The following is a 21,867-nucleotide window of genomic DNA, read 5'->3' on the forward strand; positions in this document are numbered from 1 at the left end:
GCACAAGTAGAGATAGTTTCAAAAATGAGGCTTGATTATTTGTATATGTAATTGTCATATTGTGACCGAAAGGTTCTTCGGAGCTGCATTTGCAGATTTCGCTCGTCGATGCATATGGCTGAAGATCCGGTGAATGAACGATTCTTCTCTTATGGATTTATTGCCGCGGACGCGCTTAGACGTCGAGCAGATGGCGGTAGAGTTCATGATCCACAGGTCGGTTAAGACTGAGGTCGGTTATTGTGACAGGCACCTGGCCCTTGCCGTCCGGCTCTGCTTTCTCCGCGGCCCGCGACGGCCCTATAGCGGTGACGTAAACAAGATAGTAGTAGCGGCGATCTGCCTCCTCCTGTCTGCGCATGACGCAAAGTGGAATGTTGCGAGGTCCGCCAATTGCAGGGCTCGGTCAGGCGGTTTGAGTGGCCGACTTTCGTGTACCCTTGAGAGGAATAATGCCCAGGAACAAGGCCGCTACCATGATCAGGATGCTCAGACCGAACATAATGATGTAGCCGTGGGGCTGGTCAGCGATGGCGCCCCAGAAGAGAGCGGCGAAGGCCGATGCCAGGGACCCTACCATCTGGATGCGTGCATAGATGTTGGTGTAGTCATACGAGCCGAAGACCGCCGTAACCAGGATGGGTGTCTGCACAGTAGTGCAGGCGTAGACCAGGCCAAAGGCAAAGGCTCCCATCAGGAGGAGCGCAGGCAATCCGGGGAAGGCGACCATGAGACAGACGCCGAGAATGCCGCCGCCGATGCCCAGACAGAGACCGCCCACGATGCCACCGTCGTTAACCATTCCCAGGATGATCTTGCCGATAGCCTGGCCAGCCATGCAGGAGGAGGCGATCAGGCCTGTGTAGGCCGCCATGGATGGCAGGGATGCCGCATAGGAGGGCAGGAACTGGTAGATGGTCTGATTCATGGTGATCAGACCACAGAAGAGCGCCAGCGCCCAGAAGGCAGGGGAGCGCAAGGCCTGGGAAGCAGTCATGCCCACAGTCGACGCGGCAGGCTCTGGATTCTTTTTGTCTTTACTCCCGGTGTCCATACTATTGGTGGCCGCCTCAGCTACAGCGGGCTCCTGGTCGGTGGCGCCATAGGGATGCAAACCCATCTGTTCGGGTGTGCCGCGAATGACGAAAATGGTGAAGGGCAGGGTGACCACCAGAATGAGAATGGCAAAGACCAAGTACCCCCGCCGCCATCCATCAGGGGCGGATCTGATGATCATGGTGCCTATCTGGTTGAAGATCGCCCCGCCTATGCCGGTGAAGGCCATGCACAGGCCGATGAAGAATCCGACCCGTTTACGGAACCAGGCGTTGATGAGCGTGGGCACCGATAAATAGAGGATGGGCGGCATGCCGATTCCCAGAACCACTCCGCATAGATAGAACTGCCACATGGCGGATGATCGGGACATACCCAGGCAGCCCAGCCCGGCCAGGATGGTGCTTGCCGTCAGGACGATGCGCAGATCGTTGCGGTGCATCAGCCATCCGGCCACTGGCAGGAAGATGACCATGGTGATGCTGAATACGCTGAAATACCCGGTGAATGCGGCCTTGGGAACATGGAAATAGCTGCTGACAGGAGTGAAGAAGATGCCTGCGCAACTGCAGACCAGAGATACCGGGATGGCTGTGAAGACGATGCCCGACAGCACGATCAGGTAGGGATAAACAGCCTGTTTTCGCGATGAGGGCTGTGTCGGTGTCGTCGACATGACTGCGACCTTCCTTTTGCGGAATCGGGACTGGCCAACTGTTGCTTGGTTTGCATGCTCCCATTGATTTGTGGTTTGTCTGCTTTGAATGTCCACTATGGGAAAGTTAAGAACTAATTGTAGTTCAATATTTGACCCTCACCTATCGTTACAATGCAGATTAAGTAGTTGTGTGGCATTTTGCTTTTACTTCTTGCAATGAGGTGATTAAGCCCGCTTTTGGCAGTGCAGCCGCCTTTCTTCGTGGATTACTGCGTCGATTCTACATGTGCACGGTCAGCGCAGTCCTGACTGACCTGCCCTTCTCAAAGGAGTCAGCCCGTTACCACACATTTGGTCAAGGCTGTGGATATGGACTTGGTTGCAGTAAAGACTTGCACCTCAAGCGACTCGAGGTTGTACCATCATGCCGATTGAAGATCAAGGAAAGGCGGAACTGTTATGACTGTTGCGGATAAGACAGTGCTGATCACCGGAGCCTCGTCCGGCATAGGGGAGGCCACGGCGAGGCTGTTGGCACAGCGAGGGGCCAAGGTGGTGCTGGGCGCTCGCCGCAAGGATCGGCTGGATAAAATCGTCGACGACATCGTTCAGGTGGGTGGTCAGGCGGTCTCCATGGCTCTGGATGTGACCGATCGGCATGCCAATGAGGACTTCGTGGCTTTCGCCAAGAAGCAGTTCGGCGGGGTGGACGTGGTATTCCTCAACGCCGGGCTCATGCCTAACTCGCCACTGTCTGCCCTGCATGTGGATGAGTGGGATCGGACAATTGACGTCAACCTCAAAGGCGCACTATATGGCATTGCTGCGGCTCTTCCGGAGTTCACCGGGCAGCGACACGGACAGTTCATCGCCACCTCTTCGGTGGCTGGACTCAAAGCCTATCCGGGTGGAGCGGTCTATGGGGCGACCAAGTGGGGTCTGCGCGATCTGATGGAGGTGCTCAGGATGGAGTCCGCCCAAGAGGGGACCCATATTCGTACCTCTACCATTTACCCGGCGGCCATTCGGACTGAGTTGCTGGATACCATAACGGACAAGCAGACCCTGGCCGATATGAACAAGACCTACGACAGCTACCAGATTGATCCAGAACGGGTGGCCCAGGTGGTGGCCTTCGCTATCGATCAGCCTGAGGATACCAATGTATCGGAGTTTACTGTAGGCCCTACCATCCAGCCCTGGTGAATTCCTCTGTCGCTGCCCCTAGTCGCTGCTGGAGGAAAGCAGACGAATGCCGGCTTGGGCCATGGCCTTTCGAGCCTCGACGCCCTGATCCTCGCTGACCGGTACGGTCAGATCCTCGAAGACCGTGACCTGGTAGCCAAGTTTTATAGCATCCAAGGCCGTCTCCTTGACGCAGTGGGATTCGGCGATGCCTACTACATCCACTTGGTCGACGCCAGCTTGTGCCAGGGCATCGGCCAAGGTGACTCCAGATGCCTTGGCTGCAGCGAACTCCTGCCTGCTCTGGATTTTATCGGTGTTGTCTTCGATGCCTTCGAATCCGGAGTAGGCTGCTGAATACTGGCCCTTTTTGAAGTGATGGGTGATGCCCAACTCCCGGATTTTGGAATGAAGCTCCGCCCCAGGTGATCCGGCCACGCCGTGCTTGGGCCAGGTGTCCACGAAATCCGGGTGATCGGACCAATGAGACCCGGGTTCGATGTGCCAATCCTGGGTGGTGGCCATGTAGGCGTAGTCCTGGGCATGATTGTGGACATAATCGGCGATTTTGCCAGCCGTGGCGTCGCCTCCCTCGACTCCGAGTTCACCTCCTTCGCAGAAGGTCGGTTGAACATCCACGACGATTAAAGCCTTGGACATGGTGATCACTCCCTTGGTCGATGCTGACGGTAGGTAGAGGAAATACCGGTTGAAGCTCCTCAATCATTTCCTCTTACGTATTAGTCTAATTCTCGCAGGTGAGCCGGTCCTCCAGGTTGAGTGCATGTGGACAAATGCGGCGGCGAATCAGCATCTTGCGCACAAGACGATAAGACAGGTAGCGAGGGAGGACAAACGTGGTTGCACGAGGCGGACCCATACGGACTTTTGGGGTGTTTACTTGGTAGTCTAAGTGCCAGGGTTGTACGGAGTTATAGCTGATGCTTCTGGGGCTACCTCTTCCGTACGTGACAGAGCGGGCATCGTTCCACAGGAGATGCGGGTATGAGGATCAATGAGTTTGGGCAACCTATTGGTGATGCGATTTCGTTTCCCGGGGCCATTACGCCGGAGCCTGTCATCTTGACTGGCAGTACTGTTCTGGCAGTGCCCTTGGACGGCAACCAGGGTGATGCCTTCTATGAACGGATTTTCAGTCCAGAATGCGACAAAGCCATCATGACCTATAGCACTCACGATCTCTACCCTAATAGACCATCATTTGACTCAGGGTTCGAATCCATGATTGAAAGTCGCAATCCTCTCTTCTTTGCTATTCTCCGCAATCCGTCTGCACATGGACTCAGTGTCGGTCAGTCTGCAGATGGAAAGGATGCGGATATACGGAAGCATGTGAAGCTTCTTGATTCGTCGGATCTGTTGGGCATGTATGCCTTGCAGCGGATAAGGTCCGACGTGGGAAGCATTGAGATGGGGCACGTTATCTATACCCATGAGTTGCAGAGAAGCAGGCAGGCTACAGAGGCCCAGTATCTGATGGCTAGGCATGTCTTCGAGGACTTGGGCTATCGCCGATACGAGTGGAAGTGCGACAGCCTCAACGCGCCCTCACGGGCGGCAGCGCTGAGGCTGGGATTCAAGGCTGAAGGCCGGTTCAGGAACGATATGGTCTACAAGGGCCGTACTCGGGATACGGATTGGTTTTCCATATTGGACAGCGAATGGCCGGCAGTGAAAGAGCGGTTGGAGACCTGGCTGGATGATGACAATTTCGATCAGCAGGGCAGGCAGAAGCGCCGTCTGCAAGATTGCTGAACTATTGCTGATCTGACTGCAACCCCTTATGGTTGCACTGCGGCATCTTTGAAAAAGCCGAAATAGGCGTTCATGGCTCGGGCTGTAGGAGTGTCATTGCGGCGCATCAGCGCAAGCGGAGTTCCTTCAAATAGCACTTTTCCGCCCGCGCTTCCGGCTCCCGGGCCCATATCGATCACCCAGTCGGCCTGGCCGATGAAGCGCAGGTTATGTTCTATGACGATGATAGTGAGTCCTTTGTTGGTGATGAGTTTACGTAGGAGCGCAATCTGCTACAGGATATTGGATTCATGCAGTCCGCTGGTAGGCTCATCCAAAATCAGGGTCTCATGAATTCCTTCCTTGAGTAGTCTGGCCAGCTTGAGGCGTTGCAGCTCACCGCCCGAGAGCATATCAAGAGCCTGCCCAACGGATAGGTAAGACAGACCCACATCCTCCAGGGCCTTCATAGCTGGCCCCAGCACTTCACGATATTGGTGCATAGCCTCGCTGGCAGTCAGTTTCAGCATGTTGAGCCATGAAGCCTTCCTTAATAAGGGTGCTCTTACCTGAGCCGGCCACCCCCCGGTCACCACAGTCAGCATTTGCCGGGGTATCTTGGCGTGGGCTTCTCTGACGTTGTGGGCAGTGACCTTGTCTATTGTATAGAAGCCATGCGAAGGCACCGATGGTTCATTTACCACGCCTGGATCTGCCAGGGCTCTGCCAGTTGCTGTGCCGCTTCTCAGCAGAGACTGATAGTTCCCTTCAAAGACGATCCGTCCGCCTTCACTGCCTGCCCCTGGCCCCATGTCGACGATATGGTCCGCAATGGCGATGAGCTCGGGGTCATGATCCACGATCACTACCGTATTGCCCCTGTCTCGCAAGCCTTCAAAGATTTTCTTGATCCCAGTCAGGTCATGGGGGTGCAAGCCAACGCTTGGCTATCTTGCGCATTAGGTCCTGCAGAATGGTCTCAGCCTGATCGTCATGAATCTTTCCAAGCCATTCCTGGAGGTCTGCCACGCTCATGGCGGAGCAGTCAGCTATGTTCAGTCCGCGGATCCTGGCTGAGCGCACCTTGGCGTTGACTCTGGCCCCCTGGCAGTCGGGGCACTGGGTGATTCGCGTAACCTCCTCCAGCTCATGCTGGTACTTGTCGTTGCCCTGGTTGATGAAGGTCTTGGTGATCCTGGGCACCAATCCCTCATACATGGCTGTCTTGTGCCAGTTGGGGCCAAGGTGTGCCGGTTTTTGCCTCTTGCCGTAGAGCAGGAAGTCGAGGGCATCTCTGTCCCACTCCTGTAGAGGCAGGTCGTTGTCAAAATAACCTGAATCCATATACCTGGTCAGCCTCCAGCCGCCCGGCTGAAAGGTGGGAAAGTTGATGGCTCCCTGGTTCAGCGAGAGATCCATGCTGAGCAGGCGATCAAGCACCAGAGTGCGCACAGTTCCCAGTCCCTGGCAGGTCGGGCACATCCCCGCAGGATTGTTGAAGGAATATGTCATGGAGTACCCGATGAAGGGCTGGGCCATACGGGAGAACAGCAGGCGTAGGGCGGTGTAGATATCGGTGTAGGTACCCACGGTCGAGCGGGCATTTCCAGAGAGCTGCTTCTGGGTGACGACAATGGAGAAGGGCAGGTTATCGATGCGGGCGACTTCCGCGGGCTCATACTTGGGCAGGAGCTGCTGGATGTAGGAGCTATAGCTGCGGTTGATCATGCGCTGTGACTCGGCTGCCAGCGTGGAAAACACCAGAGATGACTTTCCTGAACCTGACATACCGGTGACCACGGTGATGGCCCGTTTGGGTATGGCCAGCGAGACTTGCTTGAGATTGTGCGTGGAGGCCCTATCAATAAGGATGGATTCCGTCCTCATCAGGCGATCCGCTCCTGGCGGAGCTTGGCGATGAGCCTGTTGGCAAGAGCAGTGAACTCTTCCTGCTCGTCTTCAGACCAGACCTGTCTGGCGTCTTCCTCAAGGGTCTTATGCTGTTGATCGATGATGCCGAGCATGTCCCGACCGTCCTGGGTCAGGCAGGTCTCCAGCTCTCGCCGGTCACGGGTATCGGGCGTCTGTCTGATGTATCCGAGATCGCGCAGCGTGCTCAGGTTCTTGGAGACCTTGGATCGGCTCATACCAAGTAGCTGACCAATCTGTGAGGGCCTGAAGGCTCCAGTACGCAGAACAGTGAGGATATCGAATTGTTGCCAGGTGATGTCTCCTGGGTTGACCCTATTACGCTCCGCTACGAATTCGCACTGCAGATACATGAGAGCGTTATAAAGGGAAGAGGATTTATTTGATTTCATAATAGAAACTATATCATATTGGAAACTATCAGTTGATTGATTGGGCTCATCATGTATCAACTTCAAGTCCGTCCGGTTTTCTTGGTCTGCTGAAGGGGTGGGCGGACTTTTCGACTGTATGCCTGGGTGCCACTCTATTGCAGTCCGATACTGAACACTTATGGAATTCCTTGTGCCAAGGCTCATCCTGAGTGGAATTCTGATGCTATAGAAGGGTTGCGTATGTGCCGTAGAATCTATCGCGAAATAGGCTTCGGCGCATAGGGCTTTCTAACGGTTTCAAACTGGATTTGATCGATGGCAGGATTGCATTTCCCGCGAGCGGCGCTACACGGCAGCGTGGATTTGCAGTGCTAGCTGTGATCTTCGAGTTGCTGGATTGTCAAGGCAAAGACCAGCCCGCCATTGTCGAAACCTTCATCTCTGCTCGTGTATTGTGTCGGTCTACCTGGAGGGGTCTTTGCCAGATACCCCTCCAGGTTTATTGTTGCTTGTTTTGGGGTTACCGAGAACCTTTGGCCAGAATTTCTTCTAAGGTCGCATCCGTTCGGCGTATGGTGCATTCTCGATTAGTCATGTCCAAGGGGGATAAGGCCTTTCGCACCTCCGCCTCGCTTCCATTCATGACCCGCAAGGTCTTGCCGTCCAGAGTGACCGGCAGGTTCGCCTGCTTCAACAGTGCAAAGGCATTCCGCCACCTGCTTGTCTGGACCATGATGGAGGAGTGTCCACGTAGGACTTCTTCCAAGGTGCCTTCTGCCTGCGTGTGGCCATGTGAGAGAATAAGGCAGCAGTCACACTGTGATGCTTCGCTCATATAATGCGTGGTTACCAATATTCCTACCCCGTTGGCGGCTGTGCGGTGAAGCTCACGCCACAAGCGCATTCGTGATACCGGGTCCATTCCGGAAGTGGGTTCATCCAGAACCAGCAGTTTTGGCTGGTGCTCGGCAGCGATGGCATAGGCCAGGAGCCGTTGGGAGCCAAGCGGCAGATTGCCGACTGGTCGCTTTCCCAAGGAATTAGCATAGAGGGAGGTCCATCCGCGCGCTGCCACCTTGTATATATCAGCTGAAAACTGCATATTTTCTGTAGCGTTCAATGCTCGATAGAGTCCAAGGCCTTGAGGGACATATCCTATAAGACGACGTGTAGAGAAGCCTGGCTTTCCGCCAAACATGGACACCCATCCCTTATCCATTGTTTCAAGCCCAAGAAGAATCCTGATGAGCGTTGTCTTTCCTGCACCGTTCCCACCGATAAGTCCAAATATCTGACCTGGATTGACCTGTAGCGATACCTCATTGAGAGCCTTGAATGATCCGAATTGCTTGGTGATCGACATAGCATTGACGCATGGCTCGCTGGTATGCCTGATGGTTTCTGAACCCTTGTGGGGCCTCTCTGCAGAATCCGATTCCGATGACGCTGATATAGAAGCAGTGGTATGCTCCTTTTCTTCGTCGGAGAGAAGAAAAGCGATGGATGCATTCTCCAAGTCAAAATCAGTGCGGCGAAAGTCTTGAGGTGTTCTGCTGTCCTTTGGCGATGTCCAGATATAGACTGTATTGCCCCTTTGCCAGTTATGGTAGGCAAGCTCCGGAGGGCGTGCTCGCAATGAGGATCCGAACGAAGATTGCAGGATCATCGGCTTTCCGATGTCGAGCGCTGCCTCCCATAATTTGCCCGGCGCATCGTTCTGCATGGCTTGCGGATCGCCCACATACAGTGGTTTCCCCTTGTTCATCAGATACAGAGTCGAGGCACGGGCCGCCTCGTCCAGATATGTTGTAGCAAACAATACAGTTCTACCCTCGACCGCTTGGGATGATATCAGAGCGAGAATGTCTTCGCGACTGGCCGGGTCTACGCCTGTAGTCGGCTCGTCGAGCAGAAGGAGGTCAGGCTCATGCAGTGCTGCCATGATTACACCAAGCTTTTGGCGCATTCCTCCTGACAGCTGTCCTCCTAACCTGTTCCGGGCGTCTATCAATCCTGCGCTTTCAATTAAGTAGTCAATGCGCTCTTGAGCGTGTGCAGGGTTCATGTGGTAGATGCCGGCAACAAATCGCAGATTTTCCAGCACGGTCATGTCACGCCATACTCCTGAATCCGCAGGTTGGTAGCCGATGCGTTCCTTGTCGGGCAGTCCTGTAATCTTCCCGGAAGCTGCTTTTACCCGGCCTGCCAGCAGCTTCAGCAGAGTGGTCTTTCCTGCGCCATCTCCGCCTGTGAAAGCGGTCAGGCTGCCTGCAGAGAATGTCCCTGTGAAGGAATCAAGCGCTTTGACGCCATCAAAGGTTACATCGACGTCTCTCAATTGAAGACTGTTGTTCTGTCTGTTCATTTTCTTAAAGTCCTGATCTTTGCTCATCGTGCCCCTCCTCTAGTGAGTAGGCGGCGCAGTTTCAGCGAGGCGAGAGAAAACAGCACCACTGCTTCAGCAGTCAGTATTGCCACCGGCAGCCACAGCGATTCCCATGTAGACCCGCGCAGCATGATTCCCTGAGCCATCTGATTGAACCAGGTCAGTGGAAGTATGTACCCGATCCATCGAACCGATGCGGCCATGGATTCAAGCGGGAAGATGATGCCGCCAAGCAGCATTTGCGGCATGACCAACATCATCGCCATCTGTACAGCCTGCCCTGAGTTTTGGGATATGGTCGAAATAAAAATGCCCATGCCCAGCACTACAAACAGGAACAGGACTGTTCCCAGCAGAAATATCCAGAAATTACCGCGGAAGGGAATTCCGAATACCCATATGCCCAGGATGGTGATGATGGCCATGTCCACCAAGGCAAGCAGGAAGTAGGGGGCTATTTTCCCGACAATGATGCTGAATGGGCGAAGCGGCATAACAGCGAGCTGTTCCAATGTGCCCTGTTCTCGTTCCCTGACCAGACCGATGCTGGTGATCATGGTGCCGATCAGCGTGATAATCAGGCCGATAAGTCCTGGAATCATGACAAAAGAGGTTTTCAGGTCGGGGTTGAAGAAGATCGTCATAGCTGATGTGTTGATGTCATTTGCGGGAGCGACGTTGGTTTTCTCTGACATATCGCTGTTCTTTTCCAACGACAGCTGAGGTCTTGGTGGTGCGGGCTGGCCCTTTGCTGCTGCCTGTTGAGCGTCGAGCTGATACTCCTGAAGTTGCTGCTCGAATTGTCTCATTTTTTCTTGTTGTGTTTTCAGAGCATTCTTTTTGGCTTCCTTTGCGCTCTGCTGCATATCTTCACCGGTGAGTTGCAAAACTGTTTTTCTGGCGGACTGCGCGGCGAATAGACCTGAACCGTCGATGTAGGCATGAGCGTCTGTGCCAAGAATTCTGCTCTGCTTATCTGCGGCATCGCCTTTTACGGTGATGACTGCATCTGCCTTTCTGTCTCGCAAGAGAGTCTCGGCGTCGTTTCTTCCATGCATGTGCTCATCTATGCTGGTGATGGTCATTCCATCCTTGTAAGCATCGTATTTTTCCAGCTTTTCAGCGTATTGATTCGCGTTCTCTCCGATGACGATGACCGATACCTTGTCAACTGAGAAATTCGCGGCATAGCCAAAAATGAACAGCAGAAGCACAGGCATGAGGATAAGCATGGCCAGAGTTCTTTTGTCTCGCAAAAGCTCTCTGAACTCTTTGATCATCACGGCTTTCATGTTTCTCCAATCACTCACTCTCTCAGACCGGCCTTGATGGCCGTCGTGCATTTATTCATCATCGATGAACAAATGGTATGCTAGCACATATTCATCATTGATGAATTCTTGAGTTTCAGCTAGTATTTCCTGTTAGAAATAGAGGATGGAGAAAATGTCAGCCGAGGGAAAGTCACGCACGCGAAAGTCATCCGGAAAGAAGAAGGCAATGCCTGATAAGACGGCGGTAAGGGCCGCTAAGCGTGCAAAGGGGGATTGCTCCCGTAGGCAGCGACGCGGGCGCCCTAGCAGGGCGGAGAATTCTGCTGCACGGGAAAACCTACTTGAAGCGGCTTGCCGAGCTTTCTCCACCAGCCCATTTGATAAGGTCACCATGCGGGGGATAGCCCGAGATGCTGGTTATGACCAAAACCTCCTCTACTACTATTTCGGCAACAAGGATGATCTATTCTCACAATCCGTTGAACGGATAATCTCAAGCAACCAACTTACGGTTGATTTTGGGTTCGACAAGCAGACTCATAGGGCGCCATCGCACATTTCAGGAGCGGAATTCATGAACCGCTTCTTCCAATTTCTGGAACATTCCCCGTCAGGCGAAACATATATACGTATAGTGCGCAACGCGGCAGGCAATGATCATGTCCTTCACCTCTTGGTGAGCACCATATCCCAACAACTCGCCAAGGCGCGTCCTGAGCCTGCGGATATCGATCATAAAGATGAACGCATGATGCTCATTGCATCGCAGCTGTTCGGAATCGTCGTTTTGCGGTACATATTTCGGCTGGAACCGCTGTCCTCCATGCCGGCTCATGAGGTGGAACAGGCGGTTGCGCCGGTGATCGACCATTACCTATATGGTGATATCGCTTTTCAAGGATGAGGTCATAAAGGTATGCAAAATCATGATATAGGCGTTATTTCCGTGGTCAGAACTATGTATCGGAACTATGCATGTTGGAGTGACTCGTTCTTTACATCAACTTATATCAGCCTGTTCTAGCAGTAATTCATCAGCAAGTGAATATTCCGATACCCCCTCAATGAGCCAATCCTATATGACTGGGTACTGCAGACCGGTTTATATTGGATGGGCTTCCTCGAATCTAGGGATTGAGATAGTTGACCCATCGTGGTATCGAACAAGAAGAGTCCATGCTGTAATTCTGAATGCAGTTATTTAATCATTTATTCGATGCACATGGGAAAGGACAAACAGAACGTACCATTTGTTACCTTAAGTTCTCCATACTAAACGACCCGCTAAGACGAAGCAAAGTGGAAACGAATCAGATTGACAACGTAAAGGGCAACAATGCCGATATACGAGATTCGAAACGCGGGGTACTACTTTCGGCTTGGAACCAACCTTTTTAAGGATGACGCTTATAAGTGCTTGACTGTTTTATCCTCCGCTCATACAACGCGTCGTGATGCGGTAAAACAGATCATTATGAATCTCAGGCTGGCAGAGCAACCTGCGGACATAATCGATGCCTTGGAAGAAAACGCGGGGAACGGTTTGTCCAATATTGCCGGGTAGCGCCGAGCGTGTAAGGGAGGGGATTGTCCCTGTCGCTATGCCGCATCGGTAAGGAAGATGTGTTTGTGATGGTACTCGATAAATTCGTGGGAGGGTCGGCTGATCGATGGCAACGTGATCCTCTGGTCTTCGAAGGCATAGAGCCATTGATCGTTGATCGGTGAGTGCCTTACCTTGTCATGGTTGACCATGATGCGGTAATCGTCATCGATGGAGATAAGCCCTTGGTCAAAGGCTCGGTCGTGGAATGCATTGAGCAGCAGGCCGTTCGATGCAGCGGTTTTTTCGGTCGGGGTTGATGCTTTCCAAGGTTTGATATGGCTGGCAATCAGCATCGAAGGTATCTGCATACCAGTGATGCAGCATGTGTACTGGTAGTTCAAGAGCAGCGAATTGCGGAAGTACGACTGGTTGATCCGCTGAATCGTGGTCGCTTCGCGCTCGCCGCCTTCGGGATTGGGCTTGTCAAGCAGGAGCTTTGTTGCGGTTTCGAGCGGGGAATATCGGTCAGAGGCCAAGGGTGCTGGGTGGAAATGTTGTTTGTTCGCTTGCAGGAGTGCACGTTGAAGCAAATCGAGGCACTTCGCCATGAAGGCATCGGGATTTTCGGCGTACCATTGCCAGACTTGGGAATCCAGCTTGCTGCCATGCTTCATGCCCGCCTTGCCTTGGGCCCTCCGATTGACGTCATGGGCTGCGATGTTCCAGATTTTCAAGGCAACTGAGTCGGGAGTGCGATGCAGGAATGAGGCCAGACGCTGTACGTCTAGTCCATTGTCGTCACACTCTCTGGGCTCAAGCACGATGTACAGGGCAAACGCCATCATCGTTTCTTCACGCGACCAGTTGCGACGACGCGATGCGACATTGACGTTCATTGCCATACTCCCTGGCATGCCCCTGTCACTTAGGTGGTGAATTTGCCATCGTAACTGCACCACCTATCTCACTACCCAACTCAGTACATCCAACAACTTCTAAAAAACAGAGCGGGACAGTCGAAAACAGGTGAAGCTGCACAGAAATCTCGGAACATCGCCGTTATCAGTATGAAAAATGGGTTCTGAACTATTGTTCAAAACCCATCCTGGCGGAGGATACGAGATTCGAACTCGTGAGGGCGTGAACCCAACACGCTTTCCAAGCGTGCGCCATAGACCACTAGGCGAATCCTCCATGGCTGCAATGAACGGGGCCATAGCCTACGTGACCCTGATCAAGGCAACTAAGAAATAGTAACACAGGGCAAGGATTGCGGGCCAGTCCAGACGTGTCGCCGACAATCCTCGCCCTGTTTCTGTTTTCTTGTGTTACTTGATCTGATCCATGGAAAGGCCGAGTGCCTCAGCTACGCGCTGGCCATAGTCGGGGTCGGCCTGGTAGAACTGCTTGGTCTCAAGAACCTGGATTTCCTGGTCGTCAACGGATCCCAGGTTGTTCTTGATGGTCTGGATCAAACGGTCCTTCTCTTCCGGGCTCATCAGCCTGTAGAGACGGCCGGCTGCGGAGTAGTAGTCCTTGTCATAGGGACGGGAGTACTCGGTCTGCCCTTGGACGGTATCGCCGTGCATACGGGCATCGTTGTCCTCCACGGGACCACCCTTGCTGTTGGGCTCGTAGTTGACTGATCCGTCCTGGCCCTGGGACATGAACCCATCCCGCTCGTAGTTGTGGACCTCATTGACCGGGCGGTTGATAGGCAGCTGCTCGTAGTTGGCGCCCAGACGGTAACGCTCGGCATCCTTGTATCCAAACAGGCGGCCCTGCAGCAGCTTGTCGGGCGAGGGTTCGATGCCGGGGACGAAGTTGGCGGGTGAGAAGGCTGCTTCCTCTACATCATCGAAATAGTTGGTCGGATTGGTGTCCAATACGAACTCGCCTATCTCAATGCGCGGATAGTCCTTCTTGGAAACCACCTTGGTCACGTCGAAGATATCGTCCTTATAGTCCAGGCCCTCCTGGTAGGGCAGAATCTGCACGCAGACCTTCCACTTGGGGTAGTCGCCCCGGTCGATGGCATCGTAGAGATCATGCAGGAGGAAGTCCGTGTCCTCGGAGGCGACCTTGGCGGCGGTCTCGTCGGTCGTGTTCTTGACACCCTGCTCGCTCAGGAAGTGGTACTTGACCCAGAACTGCTCGCCCTTGGCATTAACCCACTTGAAGGTGTGGCTTCCGTAGCCGTTCATGTTCCGGTAGCTGGCCGGGTTGCCCCTGTCGCCCATCAGATAAGTTACTTGGTGAACAGACTCGGGGGAGTGCGACCAGAAGTCCCACTGCATCTCCTGGCTGCGCAGGTGGGTGGCCGGGTCGCGCTTCTGTGAGTGGATGAAGTCGGGGAACTTCAGAGGGTCGTTGACGAAGAATACGGGGGTATTGTTGCCCACCACGTCGTAGTTGCCCTCCTGCGTGTAGAAGCGCAGGGCGAAGCCGCGCACGTCGCGCAGGGTGTCGGGATAGCCGGATTCGCCGGCCACCTGGGAGAAGCGCAGCAGGATGGGCGTGGTCTTGCCAGCTCCGTTGAATACGTCGGCCTTGGTGTAGGCGCTCATATCCTTGGTCAAGGTGAAGGTACCCTTGGCTCCGGCCCCCTTGGCGTGGACTACGCGCTCTGGGATGCGCTCGCGGTTGAAGTGGGCCAGCTTCTCGAGGAGCTGGTAGTCCTGCATGAGGATGGGTCCGCGGGTTCCCGCCGTCTGGCTATGGTTATTGTCTGCCCAAGGCTGCCCTTCGTTGGTGGTGAGTTTGTCGTTCATATCTGCTCGATTCGTCTGACATCTTTGATTTTTTGCGACCGACAGCCCCATTCGGGCCGGTTCTGTGACCCTGCTTCTGGTCGACTGTCCGGTCGCTGATAGCAAGACCCTTGATAAAATCCTGCTATCCTCCACCGTATCCGACAGGCAATGGAGTTGGTGGATATGCGCGCTGAGCGAGAGTCAGATATCTCACTAACCAGATAAGGCGTTTATGGTGTCTAAAGTGATGGGCCTGCTGCAGACAGCATTGCAAAAAGCCGCCGACACTGCCTCATTCTTTCGGCAAATGGCGGCGGCCCTCATTGGAGCACTGGTGCTTAGAGCATCTGTATCAGTTCGCCCACATCCTGGATGACCAGCTGGAGGTTGAGCCCGGTCAGGACAGCCACCACAATCCAGGCCAGGAAGGCCATCCATCGAGGGTTGGCGTACTTACCCATGATCTTCTTGGAGGAGGTGAACCAGACCAGGGGAATCATGGATATGGGCAGGGCCACGCACAGGAAGACCTGGGAGTAGACCAGCAGGCTATCCAGAGCGGACTCCTTGCCGCCGAAGGCGATGGTGCAGATCAGTACGGGGATGATGGAGATCACTCGGGTGACCAGCCTGCGCAGCCAGAGAGGGATCCTCATGCGGATGAAGCCCTCCATGACGATCTGACCGGTCAGAGTGCCGGTGATGGTCGAGTTCTGACCTGAGGCCAGCAGGGCCACGGCGAAGAGGGTGGAGAGCAATCCGGAGGCGACAGGCCCGGCGATGCTCTTGTCGCCAAGAGCGTTGTAGAGGGCGGTAAAGGTGTCCAGCCCTTCGCCATGTCCGAAGAACATGGCCGCACCCAGCACCAGCAGCAGGCAGTTGACCACGAAGGCGGCGGACAGCTGGATGTTGGAATCCCAGGTGGCGAAGCGGACCGCGTTGGCAACCTGACGGTCGTCGCTACGGTCGAAGTCGCGGGTCTGAACGATGGATGAGTGCAGGTAGAGATTATGGGGCATGACCGTGGCGCCCACGATGCCCAGAGCCATGGTCAGCTGGCCATTGCCCAGGATGGCCTTGTCGGGGATGAAGCCGCGGAAGACCGCCGGCAGGTCCGGCCTGGCCAAGAAGACCTCATAGAGGAAGACCGCCATGATGACCAGGATCAGAGTGGCTACGATGGCCTCGATGCGTCGGAAGCCGATCTTGGTCAGCAGCAGGAGGATGAGCACATCCAGGACGGTTAGTGTGACGCCTACGATCAGCGGAATGCCGAAGAGAAGCTTCAGAGCGATGGCTCCGCCGATCACCTCGGCGATGTCGGTGGCCATGACGGCCAGCTCCGTGCAGATCCAGAGAGCGAAGCTGAGTCGGCGGCTGGTGTGCTGGCGTGTGGCCTGGGCAAGGTCCAGACCAGTCACGATTCCCAGTTTGGCCGACATGTACTGCAGCATCATGGCGATTAGGCTGGAGATGAGAATGACGCTCATGAGCAGGTAGCCGTATTGGGCGCCGCCGCCGATGGAGGTGATCCAGTTGCCGGGATCCATGTAGCCGACCGCCACCAGGGCGCCTGGGCCGGAGAAGGCTGCCAGATTCTTCCAGAAGGAGGAGGTTGAGTTGGGCACGGAGACCGTGGCGTTGATCTCCTCCAGGGAGCGCCCATTGGCCGTCTCGATGATGGGATGGGATTGGTGCTGCCGACTGGCTGGCGGAGTCCTAACTTCGGATCCGGCTGGACTGGCGGACCCTGAGGCGGGTCGGGTCTGAGTGTTCGGCATGTCACCTTCCTTGATTCTGGACCATGTCGGTCGTGTGGCTGGCTATAGACTTCGACCCTTCGAAGTCTAATGGCGCTCGATGAAGAATACCAGAGGTGATCTGTGACAATGTCGAAATATGCCTGCGGGGGTACCTGCGGGTCGTGCTGTGGAGCTGTGCTATAGACTGTGGAACATGGAAATTGCCGAACTGTCTTCCAGCGCCCAGGATTATCTCAAAGTCATCTGGGACCTTCAAGAATGGGACCAGGGCCCTGTCCAACCCAGCGCTGTGGCTGATAGGACGGGCATGAAACAGTCGACGGTATCAGGTGCGCTGGGCCGTCTGGTCGATGCCGGTCTGGTCACTCACAGGCCTTACGGCAAGGTGGAGCTGACTGAAACCGGTCGTCGCTATGCGGTCACCATGGTCCGGCGCCACCGGCTGCTGGAGACCTTCCTGGTGCAGGCTCTCGGTTATGGCTGGGATGAGGTGCATGAGGAGGCCGACAGTCTCGAGCACGCCGTATCCGATAAGATGGTCGACCGCATCGACGACTATCTAAGACACCCAACTGCCGACCCGCATGGTGATGCCATACCTTCGCCTGACGGAGACCTTCCGCCAATACCTACAACCACAAGGCCTCTCTCGGAAGTATCTGCAGGGACGACGGTAAGGGTGCAACGAGTCAGCGACGAGGATCCTGATTTCCTCCGATACCTTGGTGAGAGAGGGATAGGTCCGGGCTGTATACTATCTGTATTTCAAAACAGAAGAGGATTGATTAGTGTACGATCAGAGCAAGTTCCTGCGGCTATACAGACTGCAGATGAAATGTCGGATATTTTAGAATTGATGCCTGATCACGCCAACCGTATCCAAGTTAGTCTATTAACGCATAAAGAATCGGAATAACAAAATACCCAAACGCTGTTATTCGCCATACCTCATCAGCATAGTCAAAGTCCTACTGACAAACGAGGTCCGGAAAAGCGAAGGCAAGGAGTGATTATGATTAGGCGGTTGACAGGGTTGAGCTCACGAGACCGCCAGGTTTTTAGTATTTCTTCGAATGTCGACAATGCCCATGGTGCCTCAGATGCAAAAGGTTCATTGGAGGTCTTGGAACTGCCACTTTCGTCAAATCGGACAGATATAGCTGAAAAAGCCCAACTCCCTCTAATTAAACGGATCAAGACCCCTAAATGGCTGGCATCGTTTCTGGGTATCTGCTTAGCATTTCTAATTGTTCTGATCTGGTTTCCTAAAAGCCAATCCATGTGGACACTGCCGATTCAGGAAATCGATGCCCCGTCCCACTATTACTTCATCCGCAAACTTATGCGCAATGGGGTTTCCGCGGCCCTGACCCTCAATCCGAACGGCTCCTTCTACCCACCTCTCTTTCATCTCCTGGTCTATGCATTGATCAGCATCTCCTCGGTGTTCGGGTCCGGTCTCAATATTTTCGCTTCCTTGAATGTGGTATGGATTGTGGCTTCTGGCCTGATTTTTCCTGCTGGCATGGCACTCTGGTGCTCCTACTTTCTGCAGAAGAGCAGGGGCTGGGGCAAGGAAGTTATCAGTTTTCTGATCCCTGTTTTGTCGGTGTCTTCTGCTGCTTTTCCATACTGGCTTCTCAGAGCTGGACCTCTGATCGCCTATGGATTCGCGTCCTGTATCCTGCCCTTCCTGCTTTATGGAAGTCTCAGGCTCATGGATCTTATGACCGGGGTCGATTCTGGGCGGTCTGGCGCCTTGGTCCGTTGGATTCTGATCGACCTTGCGCTATTCTTAATGATTTGCTTTGCTCAGCCTCGTGTCGCCTTCACATACCTTGCTCTGGTGGGATTCTTTGCTCTTATCAAGCTTCCCAGGAAGTTTCTTCTCTTTATACTTGCTCTAGTGCTGGCAGCCGGGGGACTCTTCGGCGCATATGTCATGTATCGCGACCCAGGCAAGAATTACCTTCACCCGTCCACATGGTTCCATACTTTCCAGCCCACCCGTTCTTTGTCGGGTGCCTTGGGAATCGTAATTGGTGATGGGATGTCCGGGTTGGCAGGGGTCAGTATGGCCTTGATGGTCTGTTTGGCTATTTTTTCTTCTCTGTTTTTGTCGGAAGAACGCAAATGGCTTGGGGCTGCCCTGGTGCTGACATTTCTACTCGTGGGTTTGGTATTCGTCTGCAGCGCATCCCTAACCGGGCCTATTGCCAACTTGTTGACGGCTGCTTGGTACCGGGGAGAGACCAGGCCTATCAGCATGATACCCTTTGCTGTGGTGCCCCTTCTGTCCTTTGGGGCGGATTGTTTGTTTGCCAATGGTCCTGACTTGCTTTGTAGAATGGTCCCATCGATGGACCGCGTAGCCGAGGTGCTGATGTCTTGGGCACTTTCGAGTCTGATGGTCATTCTGGTTCTCTTGGGTAACTTGTCAAACCCGATACGCATTGAAATGGCCGGTCAGATTGCTGACACAACAAGGCTGCTCAGCACTACCCAAGGTGCCCAGTTAACCACCCAGAAGAAGCAGGTCCTGGATGATCTGGCTACTCGCATCGAGCCTGATGCGGTCGTCATCTCTGACCCCATGAACGGATCAATGTATGGGATGACTCTGAACGGAACCAATATGCTCTACCCTGTCTATAACCCAATGCACACCAAGCACGGGGCCGTCTTTGGGCAGGTGGAGGAGGCTTTCGCTTCGGGTGACACGAATATTTTGTTAAATAGAGCCTGCCCTGTTCAAACCAATTACGCTCCCGAAAGTCCTCGCTCTGCACCGACGTCTGTCTATTTCCTGGCGATGGGAGATCAGGCCGACAGTCTGCTCATGTTTACGTATAAGAATCAGTACCTGCCGTTCCATGACCAGTCGATTATCAATAGATATGTCAACGAAGGCGCTCTGAAGCTGATCCGTGATTACAGCGACGGAGATTCTGCCAGGATAAATTGGGCCTTGTATAGGCTTGCCTGCCGTTGATTTATCTAACGTCTCTCGATGGGTTCGGTTTTACTGACAAGCTCTTTTTGTGTGTCCTCTTTCTTCGGAACATCCTCGACAGACTTTTCTCTCCTGCGTAGGTAGGTGAAGGTGTTGGTGTTGCGGATGTATGATTTCCGGTCGTTCCTAGCAAGGATATCCAGGGTGACGCCAGTGAAGATACTAAGCAGTCCCATCAAGATAAGGAGCACTGAGCAGACCAATGTGGGAAATCGCATGACTACGCCTGTCCTCCAGAAATCGATGATGACAGAAATCAGGAATCCTAGGCCTAGCACAGTCAGGATAGATCCGCAGGAGCCGAAGAAGGACATGGGCCGATACTGGCGTATCATTTGGAAAATTGTAGATAAGACCCTCATCCCGTCACCGAAAGTGTTCAGCTTACTGACTGAGCCATGGGGGCGATCTCGGTACTTAACCGGCATCTCATAAAGACGAAGATTCTTATCAAGGCTTTGGATTGTCATTTCGGTTTCAATTTCGAACCCGGTCGAGAGGATAGGGAAGGTTTTGACATAAGCGAAGGAGAAAGCTCTAAAACCAGTCATTATGTCGTTGATGTTGGCGTGGAAGCACCAGTTGATGGCCCGTCTTACCAACCTATTCCCGAAGTTATGGAAAGGTCGCTTATTCTCTGCGAAATAGGTTGAGCTGAGCCTGTCACCGATAACCATGTCATAACCATCGATGATTTTCTGGACCATGGCCGGGGCCTGCTCGGCAGGGTAGGTGTCATCGCCATCTACCATGATATAGATGTCAGCGTCGATGTCGCAGAACATAGCCCTGGTCACGTTCCCCTTACCTTGTCTTGGCTCGTGACGGACTATGGCACCATGTGTTTCAGCTATGGAAGCTGTTTCATCAGTTGAATTGTTGTCATAGACATAAATGCGTGCTTCGGGTAGATAGAGGTGAAAATCGTCGACTACTTTGCCTACTGTGCTGGCTTCGTTGTAGCAGGGTATAAGCACGGCGATATCCATATGATTCTCGTTCGACATAAGCACATAGGCAAGTATAGCTGACTGGTGGGTCTTACAGCCAAGGAGCCTCGGAGGATAATCGCTCAGACTTGTCGTTTAGCTAGTTCGGGGAAGAAAACGCGATTTATGACAGGTATTTGGTAGAGGCAAAGAGTCATTAGCAGATCAAAGATCAGACGGACAGTGAAGATAATCAGAGTCGCTGCGAGCGAGGTAAATTGATTCAGCATTCGTGGGATAATGATTTCCCACGGCAAGACGTCGTCCTCTAGGAGATGCACGCAAAGTATGGCCAGTGTGTATCGGCCCAACTTGACTAGTGCTGAATTTATCAAGGGCAGGCTTGAATCAATCAACTTAGACAGGCCAACCACGCAGACGGTACCGCCTAATGACCCTAGAAACGTCAGAAGGGGAAGTCTCCCATATTGATTCAGTGCCATGCTGAAGCCGCTAAATTTCCAAATAGATGCCACCCAAGCAATAGAGGGGATGATCCATAGCCAAGGATACTGGCTCAAGATTTTCGGCAGATTGAGTTGATGGGCCAGATGACCTAGGTAGACGAAAGTGGCGGCAGTCATGCCTGCTTGGATGCTCCAGGGCAACCAACCTATACGGGCACTCGTATAACCTATGGCGAAGAAGAGGGCAATCCAGATAGATGTATAGGGAAGATGTACCGCCAAGTTCACTAAGAGGTGAGCCCAAAAGAGCGCCAAGAGGAACCATATGGCACCGATACTGTGGTGAACAGACCAGAATGGTCCATCCACTGGTGCCCCGGCACCGTAGATAGAGGCCTTGGTCCAGATCACCAGGGAATTGAAGACAGGTCTGTGTAAAGGCAACGCAAGTAGAACATTGCAGATGATTACCATAAATGCGGTCAATCCATAGGAAACCAGAAGTTCTCTGATTTCCTTGCGCCAGGCAAACTTGTTTTCTGGGTGGGAAAAAAACCCTGAAAGTGCGAAGAAAAGAGGCATATGAAAAGAAAAACAGCAACTATAGAGAAGAAACGAAACAGGATCCATGTTCTCTGGCATGTTTACAATAAGTGTGCTGTGTCCCAGAATGACAGCAAGTATGGCGAGACCGCGTGCGATGTCAAAATACCGAACTCTCACTTTAGACATATTCTTTTAATGCCTTTCGCACTCTGTGCATGCATGCAACAGCATCT

General features: G+C 53.5%; 17 protein-coding genes and 1 tRNA gene. 5 read left to right on the top strand and 13 right to left on the bottom strand.

Going from position 1 to position 21,867, the window contains the following annotated elements:
- Positions 1 to 406: 406 nt before the first annotated feature.
- Positions 407 to 1,732, bottom strand: a complete 1,326-nt coding sequence (locus ACNAOV_RS01075; RefSeq protein WP_416517604.1) for an MFS transporter — start codon at positions 1,730 to 1,732, stop codon at positions 407 to 409.
- A 441-nt stretch (positions 1,733 to 2,173) separates the two neighbouring features.
- Here ACNAOV_RS01075 and ACNAOV_RS01080 point away from each other — a divergent pair, with 441 nt between their 5' ends.
- A complete protein-coding gene (locus ACNAOV_RS01080; protein WP_416517605.1) occupies positions 2,174 to 2,920 on the top strand; it encodes an SDR family oxidoreductase in 747 nt (248 codons plus the stop codon).
- 18 nt (positions 2,921 to 2,938) lie between these two features.
- Here the strand turns inward: ACNAOV_RS01080 and ACNAOV_RS01085 are convergent, their stop codons facing one another.
- Entirely contained in the window at positions 2,939 to 3,559 is a 621-nt protein-coding gene (locus ACNAOV_RS01085; protein WP_416517606.1) for an isochorismatase family protein, read from the bottom strand.
- 345 nt (positions 3,560 to 3,904) lie between these two features.
- On the opposite strand from ACNAOV_RS01085, the gene ACNAOV_RS01090 reads away from it, so the two are divergent.
- On the top strand, positions 3,905 to 4,675 hold the full coding sequence (locus ACNAOV_RS01090) for a GNAT family N-acetyltransferase (RefSeq protein ID WP_416517607.1): 771 nt from the start codon (positions 3,905 to 3,907) through the stop codon (positions 4,673 to 4,675).
- A 272-nt stretch (positions 4,676 to 4,947) separates the two neighbouring features.
- Here the strand turns inward: ACNAOV_RS01090 and ACNAOV_RS01095 are convergent, their stop codons facing one another.
- From ACNAOV_RS01095 to ACNAOV_RS01115, 5 genes are all read right to left on the bottom strand, one after another.
- On the bottom strand, positions 4,948 to 5,544 hold the full coding sequence (locus tag ACNAOV_RS01095; RefSeq protein WP_416517608.1) for an ATP-binding cassette domain-containing protein: 597 nt from the start codon (positions 5,542 to 5,544) through the stop codon (positions 4,948 to 4,950).
- A 31-nt stretch (positions 5,545 to 5,575) separates the two neighbouring features.
- Positions 5,576 to 6,541, bottom strand: coding sequence for a hypothetical protein (locus tag ACNAOV_RS01100; RefSeq protein ID WP_416517609.1), 966 nt, complete (start codon positions 6,539 to 6,541; stop codon positions 5,576 to 5,578).
- Complete coding sequence (locus ACNAOV_RS01105; protein ID WP_416517610.1) at positions 6,541 to 6,936, bottom strand: MarR family winged helix-turn-helix transcriptional regulator; 396 nt, start codon at positions 6,934 to 6,936, stop codon at positions 6,541 to 6,543. Before ACNAOV_RS01105 ends, ACNAOV_RS01100 begins: the two co-directional genes overlap by 1 nt.
- 541 nt (positions 6,937 to 7,477) lie before the next feature.
- A complete protein-coding gene (locus ACNAOV_RS01110) occupies positions 7,478 to 9,349 on the bottom strand; it encodes an ATP-binding cassette domain-containing protein (RefSeq protein WP_110416784.1) in 1,872 nt (623 codons plus the stop codon).
- A complete protein-coding gene (locus tag ACNAOV_RS01115; RefSeq protein WP_110416785.1) occupies positions 9,346 to 10,635 on the bottom strand; it encodes an ABC transporter permease in 1,290 nt (429 codons plus the stop codon). Before ACNAOV_RS01115 ends, ACNAOV_RS01110 begins: the two co-directional genes overlap by 4 nt.
- 208 nt (positions 10,636 to 10,843) lie before the next feature.
- Between ACNAOV_RS01115 and ACNAOV_RS01120 the strand changes: the two genes are divergently transcribed.
- Positions 10,844 to 11,521 carry a TetR family transcriptional regulator gene (locus ACNAOV_RS01120; protein ID WP_416517611.1) on the top strand — a complete coding sequence of 226 codons (678 nt, stop codon included), beginning with the start codon at positions 10,844 to 10,846 and terminating at the stop codon, positions 11,519 to 11,521.
- A gap of 695 nt (positions 11,522 to 12,216) precedes the next feature.
- Here the strand turns inward: ACNAOV_RS01120 and ACNAOV_RS01125 are convergent.
- The 4 genes from ACNAOV_RS01125 to ACNAOV_RS01140 all read right to left on the bottom strand — a co-directional run bounded on the left by ACNAOV_RS01125 (position 12,217) and on the right by ACNAOV_RS01140 (position 16,697).
- Positions 12,217 to 13,059 (bottom strand): HNH endonuclease, encoded by an 843-nt coding sequence (locus tag ACNAOV_RS01125; protein ID WP_258326486.1) that lies wholly within the window; start codon positions 13,057 to 13,059, stop codon positions 12,217 to 12,219.
- A gap of 210 nt (positions 13,060 to 13,269) precedes the next feature.
- Positions 13,270 to 13,357, bottom strand: a tRNA-Ser gene (locus tag ACNAOV_RS01130).
- 134 nt (positions 13,358 to 13,491) lie between these two features.
- A complete protein-coding gene (locus ACNAOV_RS01135; protein ID WP_416517612.1) occupies positions 13,492 to 14,934 on the bottom strand; it encodes a catalase in 1,443 nt (480 codons plus the stop codon).
- Between the two features lie 320 nt (positions 14,935 to 15,254).
- Complete coding sequence (locus ACNAOV_RS01140) at positions 15,255 to 16,697, bottom strand: Nramp family divalent metal transporter (protein WP_416517613.1); 1,443 nt, start codon at positions 16,695 to 16,697, stop codon at positions 15,255 to 15,257.
- Between the two features lie 175 nt (positions 16,698 to 16,872).
- Here ACNAOV_RS01140 and ACNAOV_RS01145 point away from each other — a divergent pair, with 175 nt between their 5' ends.
- On the top strand, positions 16,873 to 17,595 hold the full coding sequence (locus ACNAOV_RS01145; protein WP_416517614.1) for a metal-dependent transcriptional regulator: 723 nt from the start codon (positions 16,873 to 16,875) through the stop codon (positions 17,593 to 17,595).
- A gap of 96 nt (positions 17,596 to 17,691) precedes the next feature.
- Positions 17,692 to 19,671, top strand: a complete 1,980-nt coding sequence (locus tag ACNAOV_RS01150) for a DUF6541 family protein (RefSeq protein ID WP_416517615.1) — start codon at positions 17,692 to 17,694, stop codon at positions 19,669 to 19,671.
- A 5-nt stretch (positions 19,672 to 19,676) separates the two neighbouring features.
- Here the strand turns inward: ACNAOV_RS01150 and ACNAOV_RS01155 are convergent, their stop codons facing one another.
- Positions 19,677 to 20,699, bottom strand: a complete 1,023-nt coding sequence (locus ACNAOV_RS01155) for a glycosyltransferase family 2 protein (protein ID WP_416517616.1) — start codon at positions 20,697 to 20,699, stop codon at positions 19,677 to 19,679.
- A 65-nt stretch (positions 20,700 to 20,764) separates the two neighbouring features.
- Positions 20,765 to 21,820, bottom strand: a complete 1,056-nt coding sequence (locus ACNAOV_RS01160) for an acyltransferase family protein (RefSeq protein WP_416517617.1) — start codon at positions 21,818 to 21,820, stop codon at positions 20,765 to 20,767.
- Between the last annotated feature and the right edge of the window lie 47 nt (positions 21,821 to 21,867).

It is taken from the genome of Bifidobacterium asteroides, from assembly GCF_048001765.1.
GTDB classification, from domain to species: domain Bacteria; phylum Actinomycetota; class Actinomycetes; order Actinomycetales; family Bifidobacteriaceae; genus Bombiscardovia; species Bombiscardovia asteroides_K.

What these genes read in the sequence shown, in the direction of transcription:
- ACNAOV_RS01155 (WP_416517616.1), bottom strand. Translation starts at nt 20,699, where the DNA reads ATGTCGAACGAGAATCATATGGATATCGCCGTGCTTATACCCTGCTAC.
- ACNAOV_RS01090 (WP_416517607.1), top strand. Translation starts at nt 3,905, where the DNA reads ATGAGGATCAATGAGTTTGGGCAACCTATTGGTGATGCGATTTCGTTT.
- ACNAOV_RS01140 (WP_416517613.1), bottom strand. Translation starts at nt 16,697, where the DNA reads ATGCCGAACACTCAGACCCGACCCGCCTCAGGGTCCGCCAGTCCAGCC.
- ACNAOV_RS01135 (WP_416517612.1), bottom strand. Translation starts at nt 14,934, where the DNA reads ATGAACGACAAACTCACCACCAACGAAGGGCAGCCTTGGGCAGACAAT.
- ACNAOV_RS01080 (WP_416517605.1), top strand. Translation starts at nt 2,174, where the DNA reads ATGACTGTTGCGGATAAGACAGTGCTGATCACCGGAGCCTCGTCCGGC.
- ACNAOV_RS01160 (WP_416517617.1), bottom strand. Translation starts at nt 21,820, where the DNA reads ATGTCTAAAGTGAGAGTTCGGTATTTTGACATCGCACGCGGTCTCGCC.
- ACNAOV_RS01125 (WP_258326486.1), bottom strand. Translation starts at nt 13,059, where the DNA reads ATGAACGTCAATGTCGCATCGCGTCGTCGCAACTGGTCGCGTGAAGAA.
- ACNAOV_RS01115 (WP_110416785.1), bottom strand. Translation starts at nt 10,635, where the DNA reads ATGAAAGCCGTGATGATCAAAGAGTTCAGAGAGCTTTTGCGAGACAAA.
- ACNAOV_RS01100 (WP_416517609.1), bottom strand. Translation starts at nt 6,541, where the DNA reads ATGAGGACGGAATCCATCCTTATTGATAGGGCCTCCACGCACAATCTC.
- ACNAOV_RS01120 (WP_416517611.1), top strand. Translation starts at nt 10,844, where the DNA reads ATGCCTGATAAGACGGCGGTAAGGGCCGCTAAGCGTGCAAAGGGGGAT.
- ACNAOV_RS01105 (WP_416517610.1), bottom strand. Translation starts at nt 6,936, where the DNA reads ATGTATCTGCAGTGCGAATTCGTAGCGGAGCGTAATAGGGTCAACCCA.
- ACNAOV_RS01085 (WP_416517606.1), bottom strand. Translation starts at nt 3,559, where the DNA reads ATGTCCAAGGCTTTAATCGTCGTGGATGTTCAACCGACCTTCTGCGAA.
- ACNAOV_RS01075 (WP_416517604.1), bottom strand. Translation starts at nt 1,732, where the DNA reads ATGTCGACGACACCGACACAGCCCTCATCGCGAAAACAGGCTGTTTAT.
- ACNAOV_RS01110 (WP_110416784.1), bottom strand. Translation starts at nt 9,349, where the DNA reads ATGAGCAAAGATCAGGACTTTAAGAAAATGAACAGACAGAACAACAGT.
- ACNAOV_RS01150 (WP_416517615.1), top strand. Translation starts at nt 17,692, where the DNA reads ATGATTAGGCGGTTGACAGGGTTGAGCTCACGAGACCGCCAGGTTTTT.
- ACNAOV_RS01145 (WP_416517614.1), top strand. Translation starts at nt 16,873, where the DNA reads ATGGAAATTGCCGAACTGTCTTCCAGCGCCCAGGATTATCTCAAAGTC.